Here is a 26,075-nt window from a genome sequence, read left to right on the forward strand (position 1 = left end):
CCGGCGCCGCGCAGGAGCGACCGGGCAGTGCGTGTGAGCGGGGTTACACCCACTGAACTGCTGAACTCTCCCCCACTGGGGTCCGTGCCTACCGACGACGGCCCGGCCGTCGCCACTCGACCCACAGGTCTAAACCAATTCCCGGGCGGCCCTTGTCACCGGCCCCCGGGTCTGATGAGCTGTGGCCCGGGACACAACGGACACCCTGAGAAAGGGAGATGTCGTGAGCAACGAAAGCCTGGCCAACCTCTTGAAGGAGGAGCGACGCTTCGCGCCGCCCGCTGACCTGGCCGCGAACGCCAACGTCACGGCAGAGGCGTACGAGCAGGCCAAGGCTGACAGGCTCGGTTTCTGGGCCGAGCAGGCCCGCCGACTGACCTGGGCCAAGGAACCGACCGAGACGCTCGACTGGTCGAACCCGCCGTTCGCCAAGTGGTTCGCGGACGGCGAGCTGAACGTCGCGTACAACTGCGTCGACCGCCATGTGGAGGCCGGACACGGCGACCGCGTGGCGATCCACTTCGAGGGCGAGCCCGGCGACAGCCGCTCCCTCACCTACGCCGAGCTGAAGGACGAGGTCTCCCGGGCCGCGAACGCCCTGCTGGAGCTGGGTGTGCAGAAGGGCGACCGGGTCGCCGTCTACATGCCGATGATCCCCGAGACGGCCATCGCCATGCTGGCCTGCGCCCGGATCGGCGCCGCGCACTCCGTCGTCTTCGGCGGCTTCTCCGCGGACGCCCTCGCCACCCGCATCCAGGACGCCGACGCACGCGTCGTGATCACCTCCGACGGCGGCTACCGGCGCGGCAAGCCGTCCGCGCTCAAGCCGGCCGTCGACGAGGCGGTGGCCAAGGCCGACAACGTCGAGCACGTGCTGGTGGTCCGCCGTACCGGGCAGGACGTGGCGTGGAGCGACGAGCGGGACGTGTGGTGGCACGACCTGGTCGGGCGGCAGTCGGCCGAGCACACCCCGGAGGCGTTCGGCGCGGAGCACCCGCTGTTCATCCTCTACACCTCGGGGACGACCGGGAAGCCGAAGGGCATCCTGCACACCTCCGGCGGCTACCTCACCCAGACCGCGTACACCCACCACGCGGTCTTCGACCTCAAGCCGGAGACCGACGTCTACTGGTGCACGGCCGACGTCGGCTGGGTGACCGGCCACTCGTACATCGTGTACGGGCCGCTGGCCAACGGCGCCACCCAGGTGATGTACGAGGGCACCCCGGACACCCCGCACCAGGGCCGGTTCTGGGAGATCGTGCAGAAGTACGGGGTCACGATCCTCTACACGGCGCCGACGGCGATCCGGACGTTCATGAAGTGGGGCGACGACATCCCCGCCAAGTTCGACCTGTCGAGCCTGCGTGTCCTCGGCTCGGTCGGCGAGCCGATCAACCCCGAGGCGTGGATCTGGTACCGCAAGAACATCGGCGCCGACCGCACCCCGGTCGTGGACACCTGGTGGCAGACCGAGACCGGCGCCATGATGATCTCCCCGCTGCCGGGCGTCACGGAGGCGAAGCCGGGTTCGGCGCAGCGTCCGCTCCCGGGCATCTCCGCCACGGTCGTCGACGACGAGGCGAACGAGGTCCCGAACGGCGGGGGCGGCTACCTGGTGCTCACCGAGCCGTGGCCGTCGATGCTGCGCACCATCTGGGGCGACGACCAGCGGTTCCTCGACACGTACTGGTCGCGCTTCGAGGGCAAGTACTTCGCGGGTGACGGCGCGAAGAAGGACGACGACGGCGACATCTGGCTGCTGGGCCGGGTCGACGACGTCATGCTCGTCTCCGGCCACAACATCTCGACCACCGAGGTGGAGTCCGCGCTGGTGTCCCACCCGTCCGTCGCCGAGGCGGCGGTCGTGGGCGCGGCGGACGAGACGACCGGCCAGGCGATCGTGGCGTTCGTCATCCTGCGCGGTTCGGCGGCGGAGAGCGAGGGGCTGGTCGACGAGCTGCGCAACCACGTCGGCGCGACGCTCGGCCCGATCGCCAAGCCCAAGCGGATCCTTCCGGTGGCGGAGCTGCCGAAGACCCGCTCCGGCAAGATCATGCGGCGCCTCCTGCGGGACGTCGCGGAGAACCGGCAGCTCGGCGACGTCACGACCCTCACCGACTCCACGGTGATGGACCTGATCCAGGCGAAGCTGCCCGCGGCGCCCTCCGAGGACTGACGGCCGGCCGAGGAGGACCGAGGAGCGGCGCTCCGGGTGCGGGGGCCCCGCGTCCCCGCACCCGGAGCGCCGCCCGCACCTGCACCGGACATGCACCCGGCTCGTCGGGTGTAGGGCGGCCCGCTCGGGTAAAACTGAACGAAGCGACACGCAACACGCGAAGACCGCAACACGAGAAGACCACGGTGTGCCGGGAAGTCTGGTCGGCAGGTGCTCTGTCCTGCCCACCGACCGGAGGTTCCCCCCGTGGCCGCGCCCCGCTCCACCGCCCCCCGCCCGAGCTCGCCCCGCAAGCTCTTCGGCCGGCTGTCCCTGCCGGAGCGCACCCTCGTCGGGGACGCCCTGCGCACGGAGACGGTCGGCGGCGTGCTGCTCCTGCTGGCCGCCGTCGCGGCGCTCGTGTGGGCGAACGTCCCCGCGCTGCACGACAGTTACGAGAGCGTCAGCGACTTCCACTTCGGCCCGGAAGCCCTCGGCCTGCACCTGTCGGTCGCCCACTGGGCGGCGGACGGCCTGCTCGCGATCTTCTTCTTCGTGGCCGGCATCGAGCTCAAGCGGGAACTGGTCGCCGGTGACCTCCGCGACCCGAGGGCGGCCGCCCTGCCCGTCGTGGCGGCGCTGTGCGGGATGGCCGTACCGGCGCTGGTGTACACACTGACCAACACGGCCGAGGCGGGTTCCCTGGCGGGCTGGGCGGTGCCCACCGCCACCGACATCGCCTTCGCGCTGGCGGTGCTCGCCGTGATCGGCACCTCGCTGCCGAGCGCGCTGCGCGCCTTCCTGCTCACCCTCGCCGTCGTCGACGACCTGTTCGCGATCCTGATCATCGCGGTCTTCTTCACGGACACGATCAACTTCGCGGCCCTCGGCGGTGCCGTCGTCGGCCTCGGCGTGTTCTGGCTGCTCCTGCGCACGGGCGTGCGCGGCTGGTACGTCCACGTCCCGCTCGGGGTCGTGATCTGGGCGCTGATGTACAACAGCGGCGTCCACGCCACCATCGCCGGCGTCGCGATGGGGCTCATGCTGCGCTGCACCACCCGCGAGGGCGAGCGGTGCTCCCCCGGTGAGCGCGTCGAGCACCGGGTGCGCCCCCTGTCGGCGGGACTCGCGGTGCCGCTGTTCGCGCTGTTCAGCGCGGGTGTCACCGTCTCCGGCGGGGCGCTCGGCGACATCTTCACCCGGCCGGAGACCCTCGGCGTGGTGCTCGGTCTGGTCGTCGGCAAGACGATCGGCATCTTCGGCGGCACCTGGCTGACCGCCCGCTTCACCCGCGCCTCGCTCAGCGACGACCTGGCGTGGCCGGACGTCTTCGCGGTCGCCTCGCTGGCCGGCATCGGCTTCACCGTGTCGCTGCTCATCGGCGAGCTCGCCTTCGAGGGCGACGCGGTCATGACCGACGAGGTGAAGGCGGCCGTGCTCGTCGGCTCGCTGATCGCGGCGAGCTGGTCGACGGTGCTGTTGAAGATACGGAACGCCAGGTACCGCAGGCTCTGCGAGGCGGAGGAGCGCGACGACGACGGGGACGGCATCCCGGACGTCTACGAGGAGGACGACCCGGAGTACCACCTGCGGATGGCCGCGATCCACGACCGCAAGGCCGCCGAGCACCGCAAGATCGCCGCCGAGATGGCCGCGGCGCGGCGCGCACGCGCCGAAGTGCCGGGCGGGGCGGGCGAGGAGGGCGGCCGTCCGGCATGATCTGACGGGACGGTACAAAAGACGGGACCGTACGTGGTCCGGCCGAACGGCCGGGCGGCGCACCCCCGAGGAGAACGAGGGAGACCGCGATGAGCGCACCCGACGGCAGCCCGGTCGGCGCGGAACGCAGCATCGGCCAGCTGTTCGCCTCGGCGACGACCGAGATGTCGGCGCTGGTGCACGACGAGATCGCGCTGGCGAAGGCGCAGCTGAAGCAGGACGTCAAGCGCGGGGCGACGAGCGGCGGCGCGTTCTCGCTGGCCGGGGCGCTGCTGGTGTTCTCCCTGCCGATGCTCAACTTCGCGCTGGCGTACGGCATCCGCACCTGGAGCCACTGGAACCTGGCGGTCTGCTTCCTGCTGTCCTTCGCGGCGAACGTCCTGGTCGCGGGCGTGCTCGGGCTGATCGGCGTGGTGTTCGCGAAGAAGGCCAAGCAGGGCAAGGGCCCGCAGAAGGTCGCCGCGTCGGTGAAGGAGACGGCGGGCGTGCTGCAGAACGCCAAGCCGCACCCGCGGCCGGAGCTGGACGTGGACCGGACCCCGGAGGCCATCGAGGCTGTGGCACGCTCGTCCTCATGACGGACCCGGCCCCCACCCCTTCGGCGCAACCCGCTTCGGTCGTACGACCCGACGGTCCCTGGACCCACCGGGACGTGGCGGCCAACGGCGCCCGCTTCCACATCGCGGAGGCCGGCGACGGGCCGCTGGTCCTGCTGGTGCACGGCTTCCCGCAGTTCTGGTGGACGTGGCGGGAGCAGCTCACCGCGCTCGCCGACGCCGGTTTCCGCGCGGTCGCCGTCGACCTGCGGGGCGTCGGCGGCAGCGACCGCACCCCGCGCGGCTACGACCCGGCGAACCTCGCCCTCGACATCACCGGCGTGATCCGCTCGCTGGGCGAGCCGGACGCCGCGCTGGTCGGTCACGACCTGGGCGGCTACCTGGCGTGGACGGCGGCCGTGATGCGCCCCAAGCTGGTCCGGCGGCTCGTGGTGGCCTCGATGCCGCACCCGCGGCGCTGGCGCTCGGCGATGCTCGCCGACTACCGGCAGTCGGCGGCGAGCTCCCACATCTGGGGCTTCCAGCGGCCGTGGATCCCGGAGCGCCGGCTCACCGCGGACGACGGCGCACTGGTCGGCGAGCTGATCCGGCAGTGGTCCGGCCCTAACCCGCCGGACGACAAGGCGATCGAGACGTACCAGCGGGCGATGTGCATCCCCTCCACCGCGCACTGCTCGGTCGAGCCGTACCGGTGGCTGGTGCGCTCGCTGGCCCGGCCGGACGGCGTCCAGTTCTACCGCCGGATGAAGCGCCCGCTGCGGGTGCCGACGCTGCACCTGCACGGTTCACTCGACCCGGTGAGCCGTACGCGCAGCGCGGCCGGCTCCGGGGAGTACGTCGAGGCCCCGTACCGGTGGCGGCTGTTCGACGGGCTGGGGCACTTCCCGCACGAGGAGGACCCGGTCGCCTTCTCCTCCGAACTGGTCAATTGGCTGAAGGATCCCGAACCCGACCGGTGACCGTTCGAAAGCGCCCGGTACCCGGAGCCGGACCTACTGTCCTATGAACGGCCACATGCCTGCCGCATAGGCCAATTGGCTGTCTCCCAGGCGGTTATGGACCTTGGGGCGGGGGCAGACGTCGAGGTATGGGCTGGACGCACGACTACAGTGACGCAGCACGCAACCGTCGCTCGGCCTCGGGCCTGAGCACCCACCAGCGGGACGGCTCCCCGCAGTCGGGCAGCGACCTCCGGGTGGGCATTCCGGGCATCCTGCGCCGCCGGGCCCGCTGGGTCTCGGTACGCCTGCGTCACCCCCGCCCCTGACACCTGCGCGGACCGCGCTACAGGGCGCAGCTGTCGCTGTCCACCTGCTGGTTCGCGGTGCGGCCCTTGGTGATGTCCCGCTGGATCTCGTCCGCGGTGAGCGCGTACCCGGTGTCCGCGTCGTCGAGCGACTTCGCGAAGACCACGCCGTACACCCGGCCGTCGGGCGTCAGCAGCGGGCCGCCGGAGTTGCCCTGGCGGACGGTCGTGTACAGCGAGTACACATCGCGGCGCACGGTGCCGCGGTGGTAGATGTCGGGGCCGTTGGCCGTGATCCGGCCGCGCACCCGGGCGGCGCGCACGTCGTACGCGCCGTTCTCCGGGAAGCCGGCGACGATCGCGCTGTCCCCGCTGGAGGCGTCCTTGGCCGCGAAGTGGAGCACCGGCGCGTGGAGGTCGGGCACGTCCAGGACGGCGATGTCGCGCTTCCAGTCGTAGAGGACGACGGTCGCGTCGTAGCGCCGGCCCTCGCCGCCTATCTGGACGGTGGGCTCGTCGACGCCGCCGACCACGTGCGCGTTGGTCATCACGCGGCGCTCGCCGAAGACGAAGCCGGTGCCCTCCAGGACCTTGCCGCAGCTCTCGGCGGTGCCCATCACCTTGACGATGGAGCGCTGCGCGCGGGTGGCCACCGGGCTGCCCGCGAGGGCGGGGTCGGGCGGCTGGACGTCGGTGATCGGCTCGTTGGAGAACGGGCTGAAGACCTGCGGGAAGCCGTTCTGCGCGAGGACGGAGGAGAAGTCGGCGAACCAGGTGTCGGCCTGGTCGGGCAGCGCCCGGGAGACCCCCAGCAGCACCTTGGAGCTGCGGACCTCCTTGCCCAGGGTGGGCAGCGTGGTGCCGGCGAGGGCGGACCCGATCAGCCAGGCCACCAGCAGCATCGCGACCACGTTGACGAGGGCGCCGCCGGTGGCGTCCAGGGCGCGGGCCGGGGACCAGGTGATGTAGCGGCGCAGCTTGTTGCCCAGGTGGGTGGTCAGGGCCTGGCCGACGGAGGCGCAGACGATCACGATGACGACCGCGACGACGGCGGCGGTCGTGCTCACCTCGGAGTTGTCGGTGAGGGCGTCCCAGGCGACCGGCAGCAGGTAGACGGCGACGAGTCCGCCGCCGAGGAAGCCGATGACCGACAGGATGCCGACGACGAAGCCCTGGCGATAGCCGACGACCGCGAACCACACGGCAGCGACCAGCAACAGGATGTCCAGCACGTTCACCGCTTGGGGCCTCGCCTCGTCGTCTCGCCGTCGGAACCGGTCGGCCGGCAGCTCCGGGGGCGCCCCCCGGGCTGACACGGCACGGGGGACACCCTGTCATGACCTCCAGTCGAGCGGGACCTGCTTGTCCCGGTCCCAGGGCAGCTCCCAGCCCGCGTAGTGCAGCAGGCGGTCGATGAGGCCGGCCGTGAAGCCCCACACGAGGGCCGATTCGACCAGGAATGCCGGACCGCGGTGGCCGCTGGGGTGCACGGTGGTGGCGCGGTGGGCGGGGTCCGTGAGATCCGCCACGGGCACGGTGAAGACCCGCGCGGTCTCGTTGGGGTCCACCACCCCGACCGGGCTCGGCTCCCGCCACCAGCCGAGCACCGGGGTGACCACGAACCGGCTCACCGGGATGTACAGCTTCGGCAGCACGCCGAAGAGCTGGACGCCGGACGGGTCGAGGCCGGTCTCCTCCTCGGCCTCGCGCAGGGCCGCCCGCAGCGGCCCGTCGCCCTCCGGGTCGCCGTCCTCCGGGTCGAGCGCGCCGCCCGGGAACGACGGCTGGCCCGCGTGCGAGCGCAGCGAGCTCGCCCGCTCCATCAGCAGCAGCTCGGGCCCCCGCGCGCCCTCGCCGAACAGGATCAGCACCGCCGACTGCCGTCCGGTGCCGTCGCGCGGCGGCAGGAAACGGCTGAGCTGGAGCGGTTCGACCGTCTCCACGGCCCGCACCACCGGGTCCAGCCAGTCCGGCAGGCCCTCCTTGCTCAGCGTCACGTCCTGGATGTCACTCGCCCGCGTCATCCGCGCACCACCCCCCGCTCACCCAGCACAACGCCCGACGCCCCCGAGATCGTTCCGTCATCCGGCCCCCAGCGGCGGGGCCGGCCGGCCGCCCGCGTCCAGGTACGCCTGGGGCGGGTTCAGCCGCTGGCCGGGGAAGCCGCCCTTCTCGTACTTCAGCAGCTTCTTCGCCTTCTCCGGGTCGGTCTCGCCCTCGCCGTAGGCCGGGCAGAGCGGGGCGATGGGGCAGGCGCCGCAGGCCGGCTTGCGGGCGTGGCAGATGCGGCGGCCGTGCCAGATGACGTGGTGGGACAGGTCCGTCCAGTCGCTCTTGGGGAACAGCGCGCCGATCGCGGCCTCGATCTTGTCGGGGTCGGTCTCGTCGGTCCACCGGAAGCGGCGCACCAGCCGCTGGAAGTGGGTGTCCACGGTGATCCCGGGGCGCCCGAAGGCGTTGCCGAGGACGACGAACGCGGTCTTGCGGCCGACGCCCGGGAGCTTGACCAGGTCCTCCAGCCGGCCGGGCACCTCGCCGCCGAAGTCCTCCACGAGGGCCTTGGACAGCCCGATCACCGACTTCGTCTTGGCCCGGAAGAACCCGGTGGGGCGGAGGATCTCTTCCACCTCCTCGGGATTCGCCGCGGCCAGGTCCTCGGGGGTGGGGTACTTGGCGAAGAGCGCGGGCGTCGTCTGGTTCACCCGCAGGTCGGTGGTCTGTGCGGACAGCACGGTGGCGACGATGAGCTGGAAGGGGCTGTCGAAGTCCAGCTCCGGATGGGCGTACGGGTACACCTCGGCGAGCTCGCGGTCGATGCGCCGGGCGCGGCGGACCAGAGCCGTGCGGGACTCACCGCCGAGCGGGCGCACCTCCACCGTCCTGGCGGCACCGGCCTTCTTCACCGGGGCGGCCGCCTTCGCCGGAGCGGCCTTCTTCGCTGCGGCCTTCACCTTCTTGGCGGCCGCCTTCTTGACCGGAGCAGCCTTCGCCGCTTTCGTTGCTTTTGTCGTTTTTTCATCACCGCCCGGGGCTTGTTCGCCCACAGCGGAATCACGACGTGCAACCACCCGCCCAGCCCCCTTGGCCTGTGCTCTCACCGGCGATTTGGACACCCGGCCAGCCTAAAGCCCGGCACCGACATCCGCCGTGGGGCCGAAGGATCGGCCCCCGATTGGACCCCTGCCGCGTACCCCCGGACACGTGTACGGCATCCTTGTGACAGATCACACTGTTTGGACCGTCCGGCAAAATGGGCACCACGGACCCCTGGTACACGGGTACACGGGGGGCAAGATCCCCTGAGCAGGTCGACAAGGAGAGAACTCGTGGACGACGTTCTGCGGCGCAACCCGCTCTTCGCGGCTCTCGACGACGAGCAGGCCGCGGAGCTGCGCGCCTCCATGAGTGAGGTGACCCTCGCGCGTGGCGACTCCCTGTTCCACGAGGGAGACCCGGGTGACCGGCTCTACGTCGTCACCGAGGGCAAGGTCAAGCTCCACCGCACGTCCCCGGACGGCCGCGAGAACATGCTGGCCGTCGTGGGCCCCGGCGAGCTGATCGGCGAGCTGTCGCTGTTCGACCCGGGCCCCCGTACGGCGACGGCGACCGCCCTCACCGAGGTCAAGCTGCTCGGCCTCGGCCACGGCGACCTCCAGCCCTGGCTGAACGCCCGTCCCGAGGTGGCCGCCGCGCTGCTGCGCGCCGTCGCCCGGCGCCTGCGCAAGACCAACGACGCCATGTCCGACCTGGTCTTCTCGGACGTCCCCGGCCGCGTGGCCCGCGCCCTGCTGGACCTGTCGCGCCGCTTCGGCGTGCAGTCCGAGGAGGGCATCCACGTCGTCCACGACCTCACCCAGGAGGAGCTGGCCCAGCTCGTCGGCGCCTCCCGCGAGACGGTCAACAAGGCCCTCGCCGACTTCGCCCAGCGCGGCTGGCTGCGCCTGGAGGCCCGCGCGGTGATCCTCCTGGACGTGGAACGCCTGGCCAAGCGGTCGCGCTAGCGCGCGCAGGGGGCCGGGCAACCGGCCCCCATCCGCATGTCCGAGACACCGCACCGGACCGCCCGCGGTCTGGATCCCCAGGGTCACATCGCTCGCGAAGGCGCTCTGACGCGGGTGCCACCCGCCTTCCGCCCGGTGGTCGCCGCGGCCCGCGAGCGGCTGCGCGACGTCCTCGGCGCGCGGCTGCACAGCGCGTACCTCTACGGGTCGGTCCCCCGCGGCACCGCACGCGTGGGACGCAGCGACCTGGACCTGCTCGTCGCCCTCCACGAGGAGCCGACGGACGCGGACCGGGAGGACGTGCGGGAGTTCGAGCGGACCCTCGACGCGGAGTTCGAGCAGGTCGAGGGCGTGGCGACGCTCCTCTACAGCCGGGCACGAGTGCTCAGCGAGCCGGAACGGTACGACCTGGCGTGGTTCGTCGCGTGCCTGTGCACACCGCTGCTCGGTGACGACCTCGCCGCGTACCTCCCGCGCTACCGGCCCGACAGCCTCCTCGCCCGCGAGACCAACGGCGACCTGGCGGCGCTGCTGCCGCGCTGGCGGGAGCGCGTCGCCGGCGTCGCGGACACGGAGGAGGCGCGGCGGCCCCTGGTCCGTTTCCTGTCGCGTCATCTCGTGCGCACCGCCTTCACCCTGGTCATGCCCCGCTGGAACGGCTGGACCAGCGACCTGCACGAGATGGCGGAGGCGTTCGCGGGGTACTACCCCGAGCGCGCCGACGAGGTCCGTGCCGCGGCGGAACGGGGACGGGAGCCGATGGGCGATCCGGACGTGCTGCGCTCCTACGTCGATGATCTCGGCCCCTGGCTGGCCGACGAGTACGCGCGCGTGCACGGGGTGAAGGCGCCCCGGCCCGACGGTCCGTGACGTCCCGGCCGGCCGGAACGGCAGGGGTTCAGATCAGGCCGTGTTCCTGCAGGTACTCGAGCTGGGCCCGGACCGAGAGTTCCGCCGCGGGCCACAGGGAGCGGTCGACGTCGGCGTAGACGTGGGCGACGACCTGCTCCGGGGTGCGGAAGCCGTCCTCGACGGCCGTCTCGACCTGGGCGAGGCGGTGGGCGCGGTGCGCGAGGTAGAACTCGACGGCGCCCTGCGCGTCCTCCAGGACGGGGCCGTGGCCCGGCAGCACCGTGTGCACGCCGTCGTCCACGGTCAGCGACCTCAGGCGGCGCAGCGAGTCCAGGTAGTCGCCCAGGCGGCCGTCGGGGTGCGCCACGACCGTCGTGCCGCGCCCGAGGATCGTGTCCCCGGTCAGCACCGCCCGGTCGGCCGGGAGGTGGAAGCACAGCGAGTCGGCCGTGTGGCCCGGCGTCGGCACGACCCGCAGCTCCAGGCCGCCCACCTCGACCACGTTCCCGGCGGCCAGCCCCTCGTCCCCGAGCCGCAGCGCCGGGTCCAGCGCCCGCACTGCGGTGCCGGTCAGCCCGGCGAAGCGGGCGGCGCCCTCGGCGTGGTCGGGGTGGCCGTGCGTCAGCAGCGTCAGGGCGACGCGCTTGCCGGCCTCCTCCGCGGTGTCGATCACCCGGCGCAGGTGGCCGTCGTCCAGCGGGCCGGGGTCGACGACCACGGCGAGCGCGGAGTCCGGCTCGGACAGGATCCACGTGTTGGTGCCGTCCAGCGTCATCGCGGACGCGTTGGGCGCGAGGACGTTGACCGCGCGGGACGTGGCGGGGCCCGACAGCACCGCGCCGCGCGGCTGACCGGGCAGGGCGGCTGCTTCCGTCATCGGAGGGCTCCTTCCGGACGCGGGCGGACCCGGGCGGCGCGGCCGGCGGGCGGCCGCCCCGTACGGGTACGCGCGTGTGCGTCGCTCATGCGGACGCCCCACCGGTCGGCGCGGCCGGGACGTGCCGCGTGAACTCGTCGTGGCCCGGCCAGCTCAGCACGACCTCGTCGCCGTCCAGGCGGGCGCGGGCCAGCACGGGTGTGAGGTCACGCGCGGGTGCCGCCGCGAGCGCCTCGGCCGCGGAGCCGTACGGCGCGAGCTGGCGCAGCGTCGCGATCGTGGGCGGCATCATCACCAGCTCGCCCCGGTCGTACGACGCGGCCGCCTCCGCCGGGCGGATCCACACCGTGCGGTCCGCCTCCGTGGAGGCGTTGCGGGTGCGCTGGCCCTCGGGCAGCGCGGCCACGAAGAACCAGGTGTCGTAGCGGCGGCTCTCGAACTCGGGCGTGATCCAGCGCGTCCACGCGCCCAGCAGGTCGGAGCGCAGCACCAGGCCGCGGCGCTCCAGGAACTGCGCGAAGGACAGCTCCCGGGCGACCAGCGCGGCCCGGTCGGCCTCCCAGTCGGGGCCCGTCGTGTCGCCGACGACCGTCCCGGCGGTCGGCCCGGCGAGCAGGACGCCGGCCTCCTCGTACGTCTCCCGCACGGCCGCGCAGACGATCGCCTGGGCGGCCGCCTCGTCGACCCCGAGCCGCTCGGCCCACCACGCGCGCGTGGGGCCCGCCCAGGCCACGTGGTGCTCGTCGTCGCGCGGGTCGACGCCGCCGCCCGGGTACGCGTACGCGCCCGCGGCGAAGGCCATGGAGGCGCGCCGGCGCAGCATGTGCACGACGGGACCCGCGCCGGTGTCCTTCAGGAGCATGACGGTGGCGGCGCGTCTGGGCACGACCGGCTCGAGCGTGCCGTCCGCGAGCGCGCGGATGCGTTCCGGCCAGTCCGGGGGGAACCACTGCCCATTCGCCATGGCCGGAGGCTATCCCGTGGTGCGCGAATGTTCGAGAGGGGCCCGCGACCCGGGGCCGGGCGGCCGGAGACAGCTCTCAGCCGCGCGCCCGGGCCCGCCGGCCCCTCCCGGTACGCCTCAGGCCAGCTCCACCTGGATCTCGACCTCCACCGGCGCGTCCAGCGGCAGCACGGCCACGCCGACGGCGCTGCGCGCGTGCACGCCCTTGTCGCCGAGGACCTCGCCGAGCAGCTCGCTCGCTCCGTTGACCACGGCCGGCTGGCCGGTGAAGTCCGAAGCAGAGGCGACGAAGCCGACGACCTTCACCACGCGCGCGATGCGGTCCAGGTCACCGGCGACCGACTTCACCGCGGCGAGGGCGTTCAGCGCGCAGGTGCGGGCCAGCTCCTTGGCCTCCTCCGGGGTGACCTCCGCCCCGACCTTGCCGGTGACGGGCAGCTTGCCCTCCACCATGGGCAGCTGGCCGGAGGTGTACACGTACGCACCCGACTGCACGGCCGGCTGGTAGGACGCGAGCGGCGGCACGACCGCCGGCAGCGTCAGGCCCAGCTCCGCGAGCCTGTCCTCGACCGCGCTCACGCCTGCTTCTCCCGCTTCAGGTAGGCCACGAGCTGCTCGGGGTTGTTCGGCCCGGGCACGACCTGGACGAGCTCCCAGCCGTCCTCGCCCCAGGTGTCCAGGATCTGCTTCGTGGCGTGGACGAGCAGCGGCACGGTTGCGTATTCCCACTTGGTCATGGGCCGACTGTAGCCGCTGGCCGGGGCCGTGCCGCGCCCCGGTCGCACCCCATGTTCGTCGTACTGTCGGCCCGGTTGTCCACAGGCTGCTGATTGGTCCCGGCGCCGAGTGGTTACGCTCGAAGACGTGAGCAGGCTCCAGGTCGTCAGCGGTAAGGGCGGGACCGGAAAGACGACGGTCGCCGCGGCCCTCGCGCTGGCCCTCGCCGAGGAGGGGAAGCGGACGCTTCTCGTCGAGGTGGAGGGCCGGCAGGGCATCGCACAGCTCTTCGAAACGGAGGCGTTGCCCTACGAGGAGCGCAAGATCGCCGTGGCCCCGGGGGGCGGCGAGGTCTTCGCGCTCGCCATCGACCCCGAACTGGCCCTTCTGGACTACCTCCAGATGTTCTACAAGCTGGGCGGCGCGGGCCGCGCCCTGAAGAAGCTCGGCGCCATCGACTTCGCCACCACCATCGCACCGGGCGTGCGGGACGTCCTGCTGACCGGCAAGGCGTGCGAGGCCGTGCGGCGCAAGGACCGGGCCGGCCGGTTCGTGTACGACTACGTCGTCATGGACGCGCCCCCGACCGGCCGCGTCACCCGCTTCCTGAACGTGAACGACGAGGTGGCCGGGCTGGCCAGGATCGGCCCGATACACAATCAGGCGCAGGCGGTGATGCGGGTGCTGAAGTCGTCCGAGACGGCCGTGCACCTGGTGACGCTGCTGGAGGAGATGCCGGTCCAGGAGACCGCCGACGGCATCGCCGAACTGCGCGCGGCCCGGCTGCCGGTGGGCCGGGTCGTCGTCAACATGGTCCGGCCCGAGGTGCTGGACGCGTCCGACCTCGACCTCGCGCGCACCACGTCGCGCGCGGCGATCGCCCGCTCCCTGTCCGCGGCCGGCCTCGGCGGCGCGCGCCGCGGCGGCACCGCGGAGAAGCTGGTCGGCCCGCTGCTGGCCCAGGCCGAGGAGTACGCCGAGCGGTACGCGCTGGAGCAGGAGCAGCGCGCGGTGCTCGGCGAGCTGGGCCTGCCGCTGCACGAACTGCCGCTCCTCGCCGAGGGCATGGACCTGGCAGGTCTGTACGAACTGGCTACCGAGCTGCGGAAGCAGGGAATCGCATGAGTCCGGACCCGGCCACCACCCAGGAGCGCCGCCTCGGCCCCGCGCGCGTGCTCGACGTCGACCCGCTGCTCGACGACCCGGACACCCGGATCGTGGTGTGCTGCGGCTCGGGCGGGGTCGGCAAGACGACGACCGCGGCGGCGCTCGGGCTGCGCGCGGCCGAGCGGGGACGCAAGGTGGTCGTGCTCACCATCGACCCGGCCCGCCGGCTCGCCCAGTCCATGGGCATCGACTCCCTGGACAACACCCCGCGCCGGGTCAAGGGCGTCGAGGGGGACGGCGAGCTGCACGCCATGATGCTCGACATGAAGCGCACCTTCGACGAGATCGTCGAGGCGCACGCGGACCCGGAGCGCGCGGCCGCCATCCTGGGCAACCCCTTCTACCAGTCGCTCTCGGCGGGCTTCGCGGGCACGCAGGAGTACATGGCGATGGAGAAGCTGGGCCAGTTGCGGGCCAAGGAGGAGTGGGACCTCATCGTGGTCGACACGCCCCCGTCCCGCTCGGCCCTGGACTTCCTCGACGCGCCGAAGCGGCTGGGGTCCTTCCTCGACGGCAAGCTGATCCGGGTGCTGCTGGCGCCCGCCAAGGTCGGCGGCCGCGCGGGGATGAAGTTCCTCAACGTCGGGATGTCGATGATGGCCGGCGTGCTCGGCAAGGTGCTGGGCGGTCAGCTCCTGAAGGACGTGCAGACGTTCGTGGCGGCGATGGACTCCATGTTCGGCGGCTTCCGCACGCGCGCGGACGCCACCTACAAGCTGCTCCAGGCGCCCGGCACGGCGTTCCTGGTGGTGGCGGCGCCCGAGCGGGACGCGCTGCGGGAGGCGGCGTACTTCGTGGAGCGGCTGGCCGCGGAGGACATGCCGCTGGCCGGTCTGGTGCTCAACCGGGTCCACGGCAGCGGTGCCCCGCAGCTGTCGGCCGAGCGGGCGCTGGACGCCGCGGAAAATCTTGCGGACGCCCGCATTGTGGATCAGAGCGGCGGGAAAGCTGGACTTCGTAACTCTCCCGAAACACACGGCAGTTCAGAAAGTCCCACGTCATCCGACCCGTCCGGGCCCGGGGCCGCCCCCACGGCTTCCGACGACCCGTCCGGGACGGCACCGGCTCCCGGTGGCGACGGTGGGGACGGCGACATCGATGACGGCAGCGACAACGCCAACGGCAGCGACGTCGGCGGCTCCGGCGAGGAGCGGCCGGTCGACCAGCTCACCGCCGGTCTGCTGCGGCTGCACGCCGAGCGCATGCACCTGCTCTCCCGGGAGCAGCGCACGCGTGACCGCTTCACCGCGCTCCACCCGGAGGTGGCGGTGGCCGAAGTGGCCGCGCTCCCCGGCGACGTGCACGACCTGGCGGGCCTGCGGGACATCGGCAACCGCCTCGCGGACAACCGGCCGGAACTGCCCGACCCGGCCGGAACCTGACCCGACACGCCGAACGACGTCCGCGCACACGCCGCGGAACGGCCGTGCGGGAGACGACCGTGCGGGGCACGACCGTGCAAGGGGCCCCGTGAAGGCGCCCTGGGGACGGCGCCTCGGCACACGGGCACAACAGGCTCATGAGCACACAGGCTCATGAGCACAACGGCTCATGGCCACACGGTGTCACCGAGGTGACGGACGGCAGGCGTGGCGGACAGGTGGCGTGGCCTGGCCTGGCCACCCTGAGGCCGTACGGCCCACCGCGGCCGCGACGACCGCCGCGGCCGTACCGGCTCAGCTCACGGCGGCGTAGTTCTCGTACACCTGGTCGTCGTCGAGCGGCACGATGCCCACGCCGCGCTCGTACTCCGAACGCGCCGTCTCCAGCAGGCGCCGCCACGAGGTGACGGTCGGCCGGCGGCGCAGCAGGGCCCGCCGCTCGCGCTCCGTCATGCCTCCCCACACGCCGAACTCCACACGGTTGTCGAGCGCATCGGCCAGACATTCGGTGCGCACCGGGCAGCCCGTGCACACCGCCTTGGCCCTGTTCTGCGCTGCTCCCTGAACGAACAGTTCATCCGGATCGGTAGTGCGGCAGGCAGCCTGCGCACTCCAGTCGGTAACCCAGCCCATACCGGCGCCGTCCTCTCCCGAATCGAGGCTCCCCCACGGCGGCAAGCGGCATATTCACCGCCGCCAGTTGAGGACGTTACGGAAGGTGGACGCAGCGCAACACCCCCTCCGGGCCCAATCTTGAATGGCCCGAACGGACTATGGGTAAGCGGCAGATCACCCGGGGGAGTGAGCCCGCGACATGCGCGACCATCCCGGCAAAGCGGGACAGTTCTGGTGCGTCACACCGGACGCCGGATGACACAGAAGGCGGATTCGGACACGCCCCCACCAGAAAATCAGGGAACCTCCGGAACGATTCGGGGTCGCCGGACGTATTGATACGTAGCCCTGCTGCTGTGACAGTTGGCAGCAGCTTAGGCCAAGGCATATACGCGTGTCCGGCGAATGAGAACGTAGGCTGCCCCTATGCCAAAGAAGCGCTCGGGCGGTGGCCTGTCCCCCACGCAGCAGGCCGCCAAGTTCCTCGGTGTCAGCGTGCTCGCGGGAGCGGTGCTGGCCGGCATCGCGCTGCCCGCGGTGGGCGCGCTCGGCCTGGTCGCCAAGGGTTCCGTCGAGTCCTTCGACGAACTTCCGGCCAACCTCAAGACCCCACCGCTGAGCCAGCGCACCTCGATCCTGGACGCCGAGGGCAACCAGATCGCCTCGGTGTACTCGCGCGACCGCACGGTGGTGCAGCTCAAGAGCATCTCGCCGTACATGCAGAAGGCGATCGTCGCGATCGAGGACTCGCGCTTCTACGAGCACGGCGCGGTGGACCTCAAGGGCATCCTGCGCGCGCTGAACAAGAACGCCCAGAGCGGCGGCGTCAGCCAGGGCGCCTCGACGCTCACGCAGCAGTACGTGAAGAACGTCTTCATCGAGGAGGCCGGCGACGACCCGACGAAGGTCGCCCAGGCCACCCAGCAGACCATCGGCCGCAAGATCCGCGAGCTCAAGTACGCGATCCAGGTCGAGGAGGAGCTGGGCAAGAAGAAGATCCTCGAGAATTACCTGAACATCACCTTCTTCGGCCAGCAGGCCTACGGCGTCGAGGCGGCCGCCCAGCGCTACTTCTCCAAGCACGCCAAGGACCTGAACCTCCAGGAGTCGGCGCTGCTGGCGGGCATCGTCCAGTCCCCCAGCGTCTACGACCCGATCAACGACCCCAAGCAGGCCACCCTGCGGCGCAACATCGTGCTGGAACGCATGGCCGAGCTCGGCGACGTGTCCCAGGCGGAGGCCGACGCGGCGAAGGAGACCCCGCTCGCCCTGAAGGTCACCCAGCCGCAGAACGGCTGCATCACGGCGACCAAGGGCGCCAGTTTCTTCTGCAAGTACGTCGAGAAGGTCTTCCTCGGCGACCCGGTCTTCGGCCGGACCAGGGAGGAGCGGGCCAAGATCTGGAACCAGGGCGGCCTGACCATCCGCACGACCCTCGAGCCGCAGGCCCAGGAGTCGGTGCAGGAGTCGATCAAGGACCACATCTACAAGTCGGACAAGGTCGCCGCGGCCGCCACGCTGGTCGAGCCCGGCACCGGCAAGATCCTGGCGATGGGCCAGTCCAAGCCGTACGGCTACGGCAAGAACGAGACCGAGATCAACTACTCGGTGGGCTCGGACCGGGGCGGCTCGAACTTCGGCTTCCCGACCGGTTCGACGTTCAAGCCGTTCGTCGCGGCGGCCGCGCTGGAACAGGGCCGCCCGCCCACCCAGGAGTACTCCTCGCCGTACCAGATGGAGTACCCGAGCCCGGTCCAGACGTGTGACGGCAAGCAGTGGGTCAACACCGACCGGGCCCGCCTGGAGAACGAGAGCGAGTCGGAGCACGGCCCGTACCGGCTGGGCGAGGCGATGGCTAAGTCGGTGAACACCTACTTCGTGCAGATGATCAGCGACATCGGCCTGTGCCCGGTGATGAAGATGACCGACGCGCTGCACGTGGTCCAGGGCAACGGCGACCGGCTCCCCCAGGTCCCCGCCATCGCGCTCGGCTCCAAGGGCATCTCGCCGCTGACCATGGCCACGGCGTACGCGGCCTTCGCCTCCCGCGGCATGTACTGCACGCCGATCGCCATCGAGTCGATCACCCAGAAGGTCGGCGACCAGCAGAAGTCGCTGGAGGTCCCCAAGTCCACCTGCTCGCGCGCGATGAGCGAGAAGACCGCGGACACCATCAACACCCTGCTTCAGGGCGTGATCGACTCCGGTACGGGTCAGGCGGCCGGCCTGAAGGACCGCGACAACGCCGGCAAGACGGGCACGACCGACTCCCGCAAGAACGCCTGGTTCGTCGGCTACACGCCGAAGCTCTCCGGCGCCGTGTGGGTCGGCAGCGCCAGCCAGAAGGTGGAGATGTTCGACATCACCATCGGCGGCCGGTACCACGCCCAGGTCTACGGCGCTGACACTCCCGGCCCGATCTGGAAGGACGCCATGTCCGGCGCCCTGGAGGGCAAGGACTCCGGTCAGTTCCACACCGTCCACCTCCCGAGCGACAAGAAGGACGGCGGCGAGGGCGACGGCGACGGGAACGGCGACGGGAACGGTGACGGCGGGGACGACAACGGCAACAACGGCGACGGCGGCGGCTTCATCGGCGGCTTCCTGAACGGCGGCACGGCCAACGGCGGCACCACCGGGAACACCGGCAACGGCGGCGACAACGGCCTGCCCACCCCGACGATCTCCCTCCCGGACAACCTGTTCCAGGGCCAGAGCAACGGGGGCGGCCACGGGAACGGAACGGGCGGGCGACGCTGAGGCGACGGGCGCCGTGCGGTGCCGTGCGGTGCCGTGCCGTCGAGATGACGCGGTGACGGCGTCCTGATGGGACGAGAACGGGAACGGGGAACGGCCCCTGCTCCGGGTGAGCAGGGGCCGTTCGTGCGTCGCGGCGGGCGTCGCGGTCGGCGTCGTGGGGCGGGCGGGTGGCCCGCCGACGCCGGGCTCGCCGGACTCAGCCGGACGCCGGACGTAGCCGGGCTCAGCCGGACTCAGCCGGGCTCAGCCGGCGAGGAGCTTCTTCACCACGGCAGCGACGCGGCCGCCCTCGGCCTGACCGGCCACCTTCGGGTTCACAATCTTCATGACGGCGCCCATGGCCCGCGGCCCCTCGGCGCCGGCGGCCTTGGCCTCCTCGACGGCCTGAGCCACGATCACGTTCAGCTCGTCGTCGCTCAGCTGCTTGGGCAGGTACGCGGCGAGCACCTCGCCCTCGGCCAGTTCCCGCTCGGCCTGCTCGGCCCGGCCGCCCTGGGCGAAGGCGTCGGCGGCCTCGCGGCGCTTCTTCGCCTCCTTGGTGATCACCTTGAGGACCTCGTCGTCGGAGAGCTCGCGCTTCTCCTTGCCGGCGACCTCCTCCTTGGTGATCGCGGCGAGCGTCAGCCGGAGCGTCGAGGAGCGGAGCTCGTCGCGCTCCTTGATCGCGGCGTTGAGGTCTTCCTGCAGCTTCGACTTGAGCGTGGTCATGGGGTCGATTGTCGCAGGTACGGGAGGACGGCCGCCCGCCGATTTCCGGGGGCGGCCGGGGACGGCGGGCGGTGCGCCGTTTCGAGCTGTCTCCGCGGGCGCCCCGTCCGGCCCGGGCTGCCGGCGGCGACCGCCGCGGCTCCGTCCCGCCTCCCGGGTCTGAGACGATGGACGTATGCGCGCGCGATACAAAGTCCCCCTGGGAATCACGGCGGTTGGCGCCGCCGGTCTGGTGTACGCGGCGGGTTTCGAGGCCCGCTCCTTCCGCCTGCGCCGGGTGACGGTCCCGGTGCTGCCCTCGGGCATGCGCCCCCTGCGCGTCCTGCAGGTCTCCGACATCCACATGGTGAGCGGGCAGCGCAAGAAGCAGCGCTGGCTGCGCTCGCTGGCGGGCCTGCGCCCGGACTTCGTGATCAACACGGGTGACAACCTGTCGGACCCGGAGGGCGTGCCCGAGGTACTGGACGCGCTCGGCCCGCTGATGGAGTTCCCCGGGGCGTACGTCTTCGGCTCGAACGACTACTACGGCCCCACCAAGCGCAACCCGGCCCGCTACCTGCTGGAGAAGGTCAGCGGCCGGCACGGGCTGAACGGCAACCCGCCGGTGGTCGGCGCGGTCCACAACCCGTGGGAGGACCTGCGCGACGGCTTCGACGCGGGGGGCTGGCTCAACCTCACGAACACGCGGGGCGTGCTGAAGGTCGACGGCGTGGCGGTGGAACTGACGGGGGTGGACGACCCGCACATCAAGCGGGACCGCTACGAGCGGGTCGCGGGCGGCCCGTCCGGCTCGGCGGACTTCTCGATGGGCGTGGTGCACGCGCCGTACCTGCGGGCGCTGGACGCGTTCACGGCGGACGACTACCCGCTGGTCCTGGCCGGCCACACGCACGGCGGCCAGCTGTGCATCCCGTTCTACGGCGCCCTGGTCACCAACTGCGACCTGGACACGGACCGGGTGAAGGGCCTGTCCACGCACACGGCGGAGGGCAGGACGGCGTACCTGCACGTCTCGGCGGGCTGCGGGACGAGCCGGTACACGCCGGTGAGGTTCGCGTGCCCGCCGGAGGCGACGTTGCTGACGCTGGTGGGGCGGGAGTAGCAACAGGGGCGAGGAACCACCGGCCCCCAGTTTCACCTTCTTCCGTCTTCATCCGGCGTCATCTTCATCCGGCGTCATCTTCATCCGGCTTCACTCGAACGGTTCTCCCCTATAGCCGGTCATGCCCCTTTTGCCTAGCTTGGGGGCATGACGGCACCGATACCCAGGGACATCCCGGAGCTGCCGGCGATCCCCCGCACGCACGCGCTGATCCCCTCCTACGTCCCCGCGGCGGCGGTGGTAGCCCCGGTCCGGCGCCCCCTGGTGGGGGTGTTCCGCCTGCTGATCGCGGCGTTGGCGGCAACGACGGTGGCGCTGACCCTGCTGCTGGGGAGCCCGGTGCGGGTACTGAGCCACTTCGCGGTGCAGAGCACGATCCTGCTGGCGCTGGTGACGGCGGCGTCGGCACGGCGGGCCTGGACGGCCCGCAAGCCGCTCCCGTCGGCGCTGACGGGAGCGGCACTTCTCTACGTGGTGATCACGGCGCTGGTGGACCACCTGCTGCTGGCGGACACGACCCCGCCGTTCTCGGTGACGACCCCGGGCACGGCATCGACGGGCTGGCACCACCTGCTGACGGACGTCCTCCTGCACACGGTGGTCCCGGCGGCGGCGGTCCTGGACTGGCTGCTGCTGACGGCACCGGGCACGCTGCGGCTGCGCCAGGCGGCGTCGTGGCTGGTGTACCCGGTGGCGTACCTGGCGTTCACGCTGGCGCGGGGGGCGCTGGACATGCCGGGCACGGTGGCGGCGAAGGGCGAGGCGGGGACGCGGTACTTCTACCCCTTCCTGGACGTCGCCGCCCACGGCTACCGGCACGTCCTGGCCAACGCCCTCCTCCTCGGCCTGGCCTTCTACGCCCTGGCGCTCGTCCTGGTCGCCCTGGACCACACCCGCCCGAACCCCACCCGTCACCGCACCAAAACCGGATTTCGTCTCCAGCCTCCGGTGGGCTAAAGTAAACGACGTCGCCGCGATGAGCAGCGACACCGGGGTGTAGCGCAGCTTGGCAGCGCGCTTCGTTCGGGACGAAGAGGTCGTGGGTTCAAATCCCGCCACCCCGACAGCCGAAACAGCAGATCAGGCGGGTACTGGATCCAGTACCCGCCTGATCTGTTTCTGTCTGCCTGCCATCTGTCACACGGCGTCGCATGATCTCCCCCACGCTCGACACCGGCGCATCCCTGGATGTGCGCGTGCAGTCGGGGTGTTCCGTGTCAACATGAGCCTGTTCAGGGCGTGTTGGCGACAGCGGCTCTCGGGGGATGCGGTGCACGCAGTAGTGCGGTGGCTCGTGGCGGTTGCCTCTTCGGTGCTGGCCTTCTTCGTCGTCGCGGTGCCCTGGGCGATGGTGTCCGGCGGAGGCAAGGACCCGTGGGAGGTCATCGGGCCCGTCGCGGGGGTGGTTGCCGCAGGCGTTCTGGCGGCCGTCGGCTGGTGGGCGGCACAGGCCGGCGCCGCCCCGGCGGGAGCCTCCCCGACGCGCACGGTGCGGCAGTCGGCGCGCGGGCAGGGGAACGTGACGCAGACCGGAGGCGACCGGGGCGGGGCCGCCGCTTCCCGTCGTGTCCGGCGCGAGAGCGTCCGGCAGAAGGCGCGCGGCGGTGGTGACATCGACCAGGTCGGCGGCAACCGCGCCTAGTGGGGGATGCCAGCGGTGAAGCAGGGCCCGGCGCGGCGCCACACGCGGCAGAACGCCCGCACGCAGGGGAGCGTCACCCAGATCGCGGGCGACGTGCATGTCCAGGTGCCGCCGGTCAGGACGTCCGAGGTCGAGTGGCCGATTCAGGTGGGTACCGTCCCGCGGCTGGCCGCGGCCTTCCAGGCGCGTGCCCGAGCCCGCGAAGACGTCGCTCAGGCCCGCCGCGAGGGTGGCAGCGTGGTGCTCTCGCAGGTGCTGGCCGGCGACGGCGGGGTCGGCAAGAGTCAGCTCGCCGCCGCGCTGGCCCGCGAGCTGCGCGACCAGGACCGGTCGGAGGACAGCGGACTCGACCTCCTGATATGGGCGAACGCGACCGAACCCGATCAGATCATCACCGCCTACGCCGATGCCGCCGACCAGCTCGGCCTTCCAGGCAGTGCCTCCGGCGATGCCGCCGCCGCGGCCAGAGCGTTCCTGGCCTGGCTGCCCGCCACCGAGCGGCGGTGGCTGATCGTGCTGGACGACATCACGGACCCGGAAGCCGTTGATCCCTGGTGGCCCGACGGCAGCGACCGCAACGGCTGGGTCCTCGCCACGACCCGGCGCAGCGACGCCCTGCTCAGCGGGCAGGGCCGCAAGCTGATCCGCCTGGACCTCTACACCGTGGAGGAAGCCCGCGCCTACCTCCACCGCCGCCTCGCCGACGCCGGGCACCCGCACCTCTACGACGCCGATCAGGCCGACCTGTTGGCCGACGAGCTGGGCCGTCTGCCGCTCGCTCTCGGCCACGCCGCCGCCTACATGATCAACAAGCGGTGCGGTATCGCCGACTACCTGGAGCGCTTCCGCGACACCGGGAACAAGCTGAGCGATCTCCTGCCACCGAACGCCGACACCGAGGGCTACGGCCGCCCGGTCACGACAGCCCTCCTCGTGTCCCTCACCGCCGTGCAGGCCGCCGACACCACCCACCTCGCCCGTCCGCTTCTCGAACTCATCGCACTGATGGACCCGCTCGGTCACCCCGCCGACCTGTGGACCACGCCGCCCGTGATGGCGTATCTGCGCGCTTCGCGACCCGGCCACCGCCGGTGGCTGCGCAGGCGCCGGCCTGCCGTTACCGAGCACGACGTCCACGCCGCGCTCGAGTGCCTGCGCACCTATGCCCTCATCGCCCAGGACACCGGCCAGGCACCGATCCGCATCCACGCCCTGACCGCCAGGGCCATACGCGAGACGACTCCTGCGCAGGTGCTGCCCACGATGCCGCGCACCGCCGCTGACGCCATCCTCAGCCTCTGGCCCGACCCCGATTTCAACGATCGGGATCTCTCCGCGTCCCTCCGCGCGAACACCGTGCTGCTCGACCAGCACACTTCCCCATGCTTGTGGAGGCCCACCACGCACGGGTGCATCCACAAGGTCAGCAGCAGCCTGAGAGCGGTGGGCCTTTACGGGCAGGCCGTCGAGTACGGCCGACGGATGCTGGAGAAGAGCTGCGAGGCACACGGCCCCGATCACCCCTACACCCTCACCTCCCGCAGCAGCCTCGCCAACTCCTACAGCGATGCCGGACGCGCCCGGGAAGCCCTGGAACTGCGCGAGCAGGTGCTGGACGACCGCGAACACCTCCTCGGCCCCGATCACCCCGACACCCTCGGCGCCCGCCACAACCTCGCCAACTCCTACAGCGATGCCGGACGCGTCCAAGAGGCTCTGGAACTGCGCGAGCAGGTGCTGGCCGACCGCGAACGTCTTCTCGGCCCCGACCACCCCGACACCCTCGGCGCCCGCAACAACCTCGCCAACTCCTACAACGATGCCGGACGCGCCCGGAAAGCCCTCGTACTCGACGAGCAGGTGCTGTACGAGCGCGAGCGCCTCCTCGGTCCCGACCACCCCGACACCCTCACCTCCCGCAGCAACCTCGCCATCTCCTACAGCGATTCCGGGCGGGCCCAGGAAGCCCTGGAACTGCGCGAGCGGGTGCTGGCCGACCGCGAGCGCCTCCTCGGCCCCGACCACCCCGACACCCTCACTTCCCGCAGCAACCTCGCCGACTCCTACCGGGCTGCCGGCCTCGCCGACCCCGACCGGGCTGCCGGCCGCATGGACGAGGCCGTCGCGCTCGACGAGGGGGTGCTGGCCGACCGTGAACGCGTCCTCGGCCCCGACCACCCCGACACCGTCCGCGCCCGCAGCAGCCTCGCCGACTCCTACAGCAATGCCGGGCGCATTCAGGAGGCCCTGGAACTGCGCGAGCGGGTACTGGCCGACCGCGAACGCCTCCTCGGCCCCCACCACCCCGACACCCTCCGCGCCCGCGCCAACCTCGCCGACTCCTACAGCGACGCCGGACGCATTCAGGAAGCTCTCGAACTCGACGAGCAGGTGGTGGCCGTCCGCGAACTCCTGCGGAAACTGAGTGAGCAGATGCGGACCAAGCGCGAACGCCCCGGCCCCGACCACCCCGACCCTCCGCGCCCGCAATAGTTCCCGCCGGCGCCCTCATGACCCGGCGCTGAGACGCGCAGCCCCGCCCCGCCGGGAACAGCAGGTCCGCTCGGTGATGTTGCACCGGCCGAGGGGCCGGCGTCCCACGGGCGGGCAACCCGGCAACCGCAGGGTCACCCGCCCGACCGGATCCGGGCCCCCGGACGGCGGTACGCCCGCCGCGCCCTCGGACCACGACGTATCGCTGCAGGAGGATTACCCGATGACTGACCGGCCCTTGACGCTCATGGCAGTACACGCCCACCCCGACGACGAGGCCACCGGAACGGGAGGGGTCCTCGCGCGGTATGCCGCGGAAGGCATCCGCACGGTCCTCGTGACCTGTACCGACGGCGGGTGCGGTGACGGACCGGGGGGCGTGAAGCCCGGTGATCCCGGGCACGATCCGGCGGCCGTCGCCTTGATGCGCCGTCAGGAGCTGCAGGCGAGCTGCGACGTCCTGAAGATCAGCGATCTGGAGATGCTGGGGTACGCCGACTCCGGGATGATGGGCTGGCCGAGCAACGACGCCCCCGGATCCTTCTGGCAGACCCCTGTGGAGGAGGGCGCGGCCCGGCTCGCGGACCTCATGCGGCACTACCGACCCGATGTGGTCGTCACCTACGACGAGAACGGCTTCTACGGCCACCCCGACCACATCCAGGCCCACCGCATCACCATGGCGGCGCTGGAGATGACCGAGCTGACACCGAAGGTGTACTGGACCACGATGCCCCGCTCGGGCATGCAGCGGTTCGGCGAGATCATGCGGGAGTTCCAGCCGGACATGCCGGAGCCGGATCCCGCCGAGGCCGCTGCGATGGCAGAGATCGGCCTCCCCGACGACGAGGTCACCACCTGGGTGGACGCCACCGCGTTCAGCGACCAGAAGTTCGACGCGTTGGCCGCGCATGCCAGTCAGGGCGAGAACATCTTCTTCCTCAGGATGGGCAAGGAGAGGTTCAGCGAGTTGATGGGCGTGGAAACCTTCCTACGGGTCCAGGACCCGACCGGCGCGGCCGTGCCCGAGAACGATCTGTTCGCCGGGCTGCGCTGAGCCTCGCGCACGGCCACCGTCATCGGCCGGAGCCTCGCCGCCTCGTCCCCTGCCGCCG

Annotated in this window: 24 protein-coding genes and 1 tRNA gene; 16 read left to right on the plus strand and 9 right to left on the minus strand. The window is 71.8% G+C overall.

The genetic code is table 11. From position 1 onward, the window contains the following. The first annotated feature begins 223 nt into the window (after nt 1-223). The 5 genes from acs to E4U92_RS36840 all read left to right on the plus strand — a co-directional run bounded on the left by acs (nt 224) and on the right by E4U92_RS36840 (nt 5,701). Nucleotides 224-2,179 carry an acetate--CoA ligase gene (acs, locus tag E4U92_RS28560; RefSeq protein ID WP_137303308.1) on the plus strand — a complete coding sequence of 652 codons (1,956 nt, stop codon included), beginning with the start codon at nt 224-226 and terminating at the stop codon, nt 2,177-2,179. Between the two features lie 246 nt (nt 2,180-2,425). Further along, on the plus strand, nt 2,426-3,877 hold the full coding sequence (nhaA, locus tag E4U92_RS28565) for a Na+/H+ antiporter NhaA (protein ID WP_137303309.1): 1,452 nt from the start codon (nt 2,426-2,428) through the stop codon (nt 3,875-3,877). Between the two features lie 89 nt (nt 3,878-3,966). Further along, complete coding sequence (locus tag E4U92_RS28570) at nt 3,967-4,455, plus strand: phage holin family protein (protein ID WP_137303310.1); 489 nt, start codon at nt 3,967-3,969, stop codon at nt 4,453-4,455. After that, entirely contained in the window at nt 4,452-5,393 is a 942-nt protein-coding gene (locus E4U92_RS28575) for an alpha/beta fold hydrolase (protein ID WP_137303311.1), read from the plus strand. The genes E4U92_RS28570 and E4U92_RS28575 overlap by 4 nt, the downstream gene beginning before the upstream one ends. 128 nt (nt 5,394-5,521) lie before the next feature. Continuing rightward, nucleotides 5,522-5,701: a hypothetical protein gene (locus E4U92_RS36840; protein ID WP_137303312.1), complete on the plus strand. Its 180-nt coding sequence runs from the start codon at nt 5,522-5,524 to the stop codon at nt 5,699-5,701. A 17-nt stretch (nt 5,702-5,718) separates the two neighbouring features. Here the strand turns inward: E4U92_RS36840 and E4U92_RS28585 are convergent, their stop codons facing one another. The 3 genes from E4U92_RS28585 to nth form a co-directional block, all read right to left on the minus strand. Beyond that, the gene (locus E4U92_RS28585) at nt 5,719-6,918 is read right to left on the minus strand and encodes a MarP family serine protease (protein ID WP_137303313.1); all 1,200 of its coding nucleotides are present in this window, start codon (nt 6,916-6,918) and stop codon (nt 5,719-5,721) included. Between the two features lie 96 nt (nt 6,919-7,014). Further along, a complete protein-coding gene (locus E4U92_RS28590; RefSeq protein ID WP_137303314.1) occupies nt 7,015-7,704 on the minus strand; it encodes an NUDIX hydrolase in 690 nt (229 codons plus the stop codon). A gap of 57 nt (nt 7,705-7,761) precedes the next feature. After that, nucleotides 7,762-8,724, minus strand: coding sequence for an endonuclease III (gene nth, locus E4U92_RS28595; RefSeq protein ID WP_373311674.1), 963 nt, complete (start codon nt 8,722-8,724; stop codon nt 7,762-7,764). 282 nt (nt 8,725-9,006) lie between these two features. Here nth and E4U92_RS28600 point away from each other — a divergent pair, with 282 nt between their 5' ends. Next, complete coding sequence (locus tag E4U92_RS28600; protein WP_029382547.1) at nt 9,007-9,681, plus strand: Crp/Fnr family transcriptional regulator; 675 nt, start codon at nt 9,007-9,009, stop codon at nt 9,679-9,681. 36 nt (nt 9,682-9,717) lie between these two features. After that, the gene (locus tag E4U92_RS28605; RefSeq protein ID WP_137303316.1) at nt 9,718-10,551 is read left to right on the plus strand and encodes a nucleotidyltransferase domain-containing protein; all 834 of its coding nucleotides are present in this window, start codon (nt 9,718-9,720) and stop codon (nt 10,549-10,551) included. Nucleotides 10,552-10,579: 28 nt separating this feature from the next. Here the strand turns inward: E4U92_RS28605 and E4U92_RS28610 are convergent, their stop codons facing one another. The 4 genes from E4U92_RS28610 to E4U92_RS28625 form a co-directional block, all read right to left on the minus strand. Continuing rightward, nucleotides 10,580-11,410 (minus strand): MBL fold metallo-hydrolase, encoded by an 831-nt coding sequence (locus E4U92_RS28610; RefSeq protein ID WP_137303317.1) that lies wholly within the window; start codon nt 11,408-11,410, stop codon nt 10,580-10,582. Nucleotides 11,411-11,495: 85 nt separating this feature from the next. After that, nucleotides 11,496-12,374: an NUDIX hydrolase gene (locus tag E4U92_RS28615; RefSeq protein ID WP_137303318.1), complete on the minus strand. Its 879-nt coding sequence runs from the start codon at nt 12,372-12,374 to the stop codon at nt 11,496-11,498. Between the two features lie 117 nt (nt 12,375-12,491). Beyond that, a complete protein-coding gene (locus E4U92_RS28620; RefSeq protein ID WP_137303319.1) occupies nt 12,492-12,953 on the minus strand; it encodes a RidA family protein in 462 nt (153 codons plus the stop codon). Further along, the gene (locus tag E4U92_RS28625) at nt 12,950-13,111 is read right to left on the minus strand and encodes a Sp36 family protein (RefSeq protein WP_003975360.1); all 162 of its coding nucleotides are present in this window, start codon (nt 13,109-13,111) and stop codon (nt 12,950-12,952) included. Before E4U92_RS28625 ends, E4U92_RS28620 begins: the two co-directional genes overlap by 4 nt. Before the next feature lie 127 nt (nt 13,112-13,238). Between E4U92_RS28625 and bagA the strand changes: the two genes are divergently transcribed. Next, on the plus strand, nt 13,239-14,216 hold the full coding sequence (gene bagA, locus E4U92_RS28630; protein WP_137303320.1) for an ATPase BagA: 978 nt from the start codon (nt 13,239-13,241) through the stop codon (nt 14,214-14,216). Continuing rightward, the gene (gene bagB, locus E4U92_RS28635) at nt 14,213-15,640 is read left to right on the plus strand and encodes an ATPase BagB (RefSeq protein ID WP_137303321.1); all 1,428 of its coding nucleotides are present in this window, start codon (nt 14,213-14,215) and stop codon (nt 15,638-15,640) included. The genes bagA and bagB overlap by 4 nt, the downstream gene beginning before the upstream one ends. Nucleotides 15,641-15,934: 294 nt before the next feature. Here the strand turns inward: bagB and wblA are convergent, their stop codons facing one another. Next, nucleotides 15,935-16,273, minus strand: coding sequence for a transcriptional regulator WblA (wblA, locus tag E4U92_RS28640; RefSeq protein WP_137303403.1), 339 nt, complete (start codon nt 16,271-16,273; stop codon nt 15,935-15,937). 408 nt (nt 16,274-16,681) lie between these two features. Between wblA and E4U92_RS28650 the strand changes: the two genes are divergently transcribed. Beyond that, entirely contained in the window at nt 16,682-19,015 is a 2,334-nt protein-coding gene (locus E4U92_RS28650) for a transglycosylase domain-containing protein (protein ID WP_137303322.1), read from the plus strand. A 243-nt stretch (nt 19,016-19,258) separates the two neighbouring features. Here the strand turns inward: E4U92_RS28650 and E4U92_RS28655 are convergent, their stop codons facing one another. Next, nucleotides 19,259-19,723: a GatB/YqeY domain-containing protein gene (locus tag E4U92_RS28655; protein WP_137303323.1), complete on the minus strand. Its 465-nt coding sequence runs from the start codon at nt 19,721-19,723 to the stop codon at nt 19,259-19,261. 175 nt (nt 19,724-19,898) lie between these two features. On the opposite strand from E4U92_RS28655, the gene E4U92_RS28660 reads away from it, so the two are divergent. The 6 genes from E4U92_RS28660 (at nt 19,899) to E4U92_RS28685 (ending at nt 26,017) form a co-directional block, all read left to right on the plus strand. After that, nucleotides 19,899-20,825, plus strand: a complete 927-nt coding sequence (locus E4U92_RS28660) for a metallophosphoesterase (protein WP_137303324.1) — start codon at nt 19,899-19,901, stop codon at nt 20,823-20,825. Between the two features lie 147 nt (nt 20,826-20,972). Beyond that, the gene (locus E4U92_RS28665) at nt 20,973-21,782 is read left to right on the plus strand and encodes a Pr6Pr family membrane protein (RefSeq protein WP_137303325.1); all 810 of its coding nucleotides are present in this window, start codon (nt 20,973-20,975) and stop codon (nt 21,780-21,782) included. A 33-nt stretch (nt 21,783-21,815) separates the two neighbouring features. After that, nucleotides 21,816-21,889: transfer RNA gene (locus E4U92_RS28670), tRNA-Pro, on the plus strand. Nucleotides 21,890-22,047: 158 nt separating this feature from the next. Continuing rightward, entirely contained in the window at nt 22,048-22,467 is a 420-nt protein-coding gene (locus E4U92_RS28675) for a hypothetical protein (RefSeq protein WP_137303326.1), read from the plus strand. A 237-nt stretch (nt 22,468-22,704) separates the two neighbouring features. Further along, nucleotides 22,705-24,960 carry a tetratricopeptide repeat protein gene (locus tag E4U92_RS28680; RefSeq protein WP_168725218.1) on the plus strand — a complete coding sequence of 752 codons (2,256 nt, stop codon included), beginning with the start codon at nt 22,705-22,707 and terminating at the stop codon, nt 24,958-24,960. A 223-nt stretch (nt 24,961-25,183) separates the two neighbouring features. Next, nucleotides 25,184-26,017 (plus strand): PIG-L family deacetylase, encoded by an 834-nt coding sequence (locus tag E4U92_RS28685; protein ID WP_137303328.1) that lies wholly within the window; start codon nt 25,184-25,186, stop codon nt 26,015-26,017. The last annotated feature ends 58 nt before the right edge of the window (nt 26,018-26,075 follow it).

It is taken from the genome of Streptomyces galbus (assembly GCF_005280195.1).
GTDB lineage: Bacteria > Actinomycetota > Actinomycetes > Streptomycetales > Streptomycetaceae > Streptomyces > Streptomyces galbus.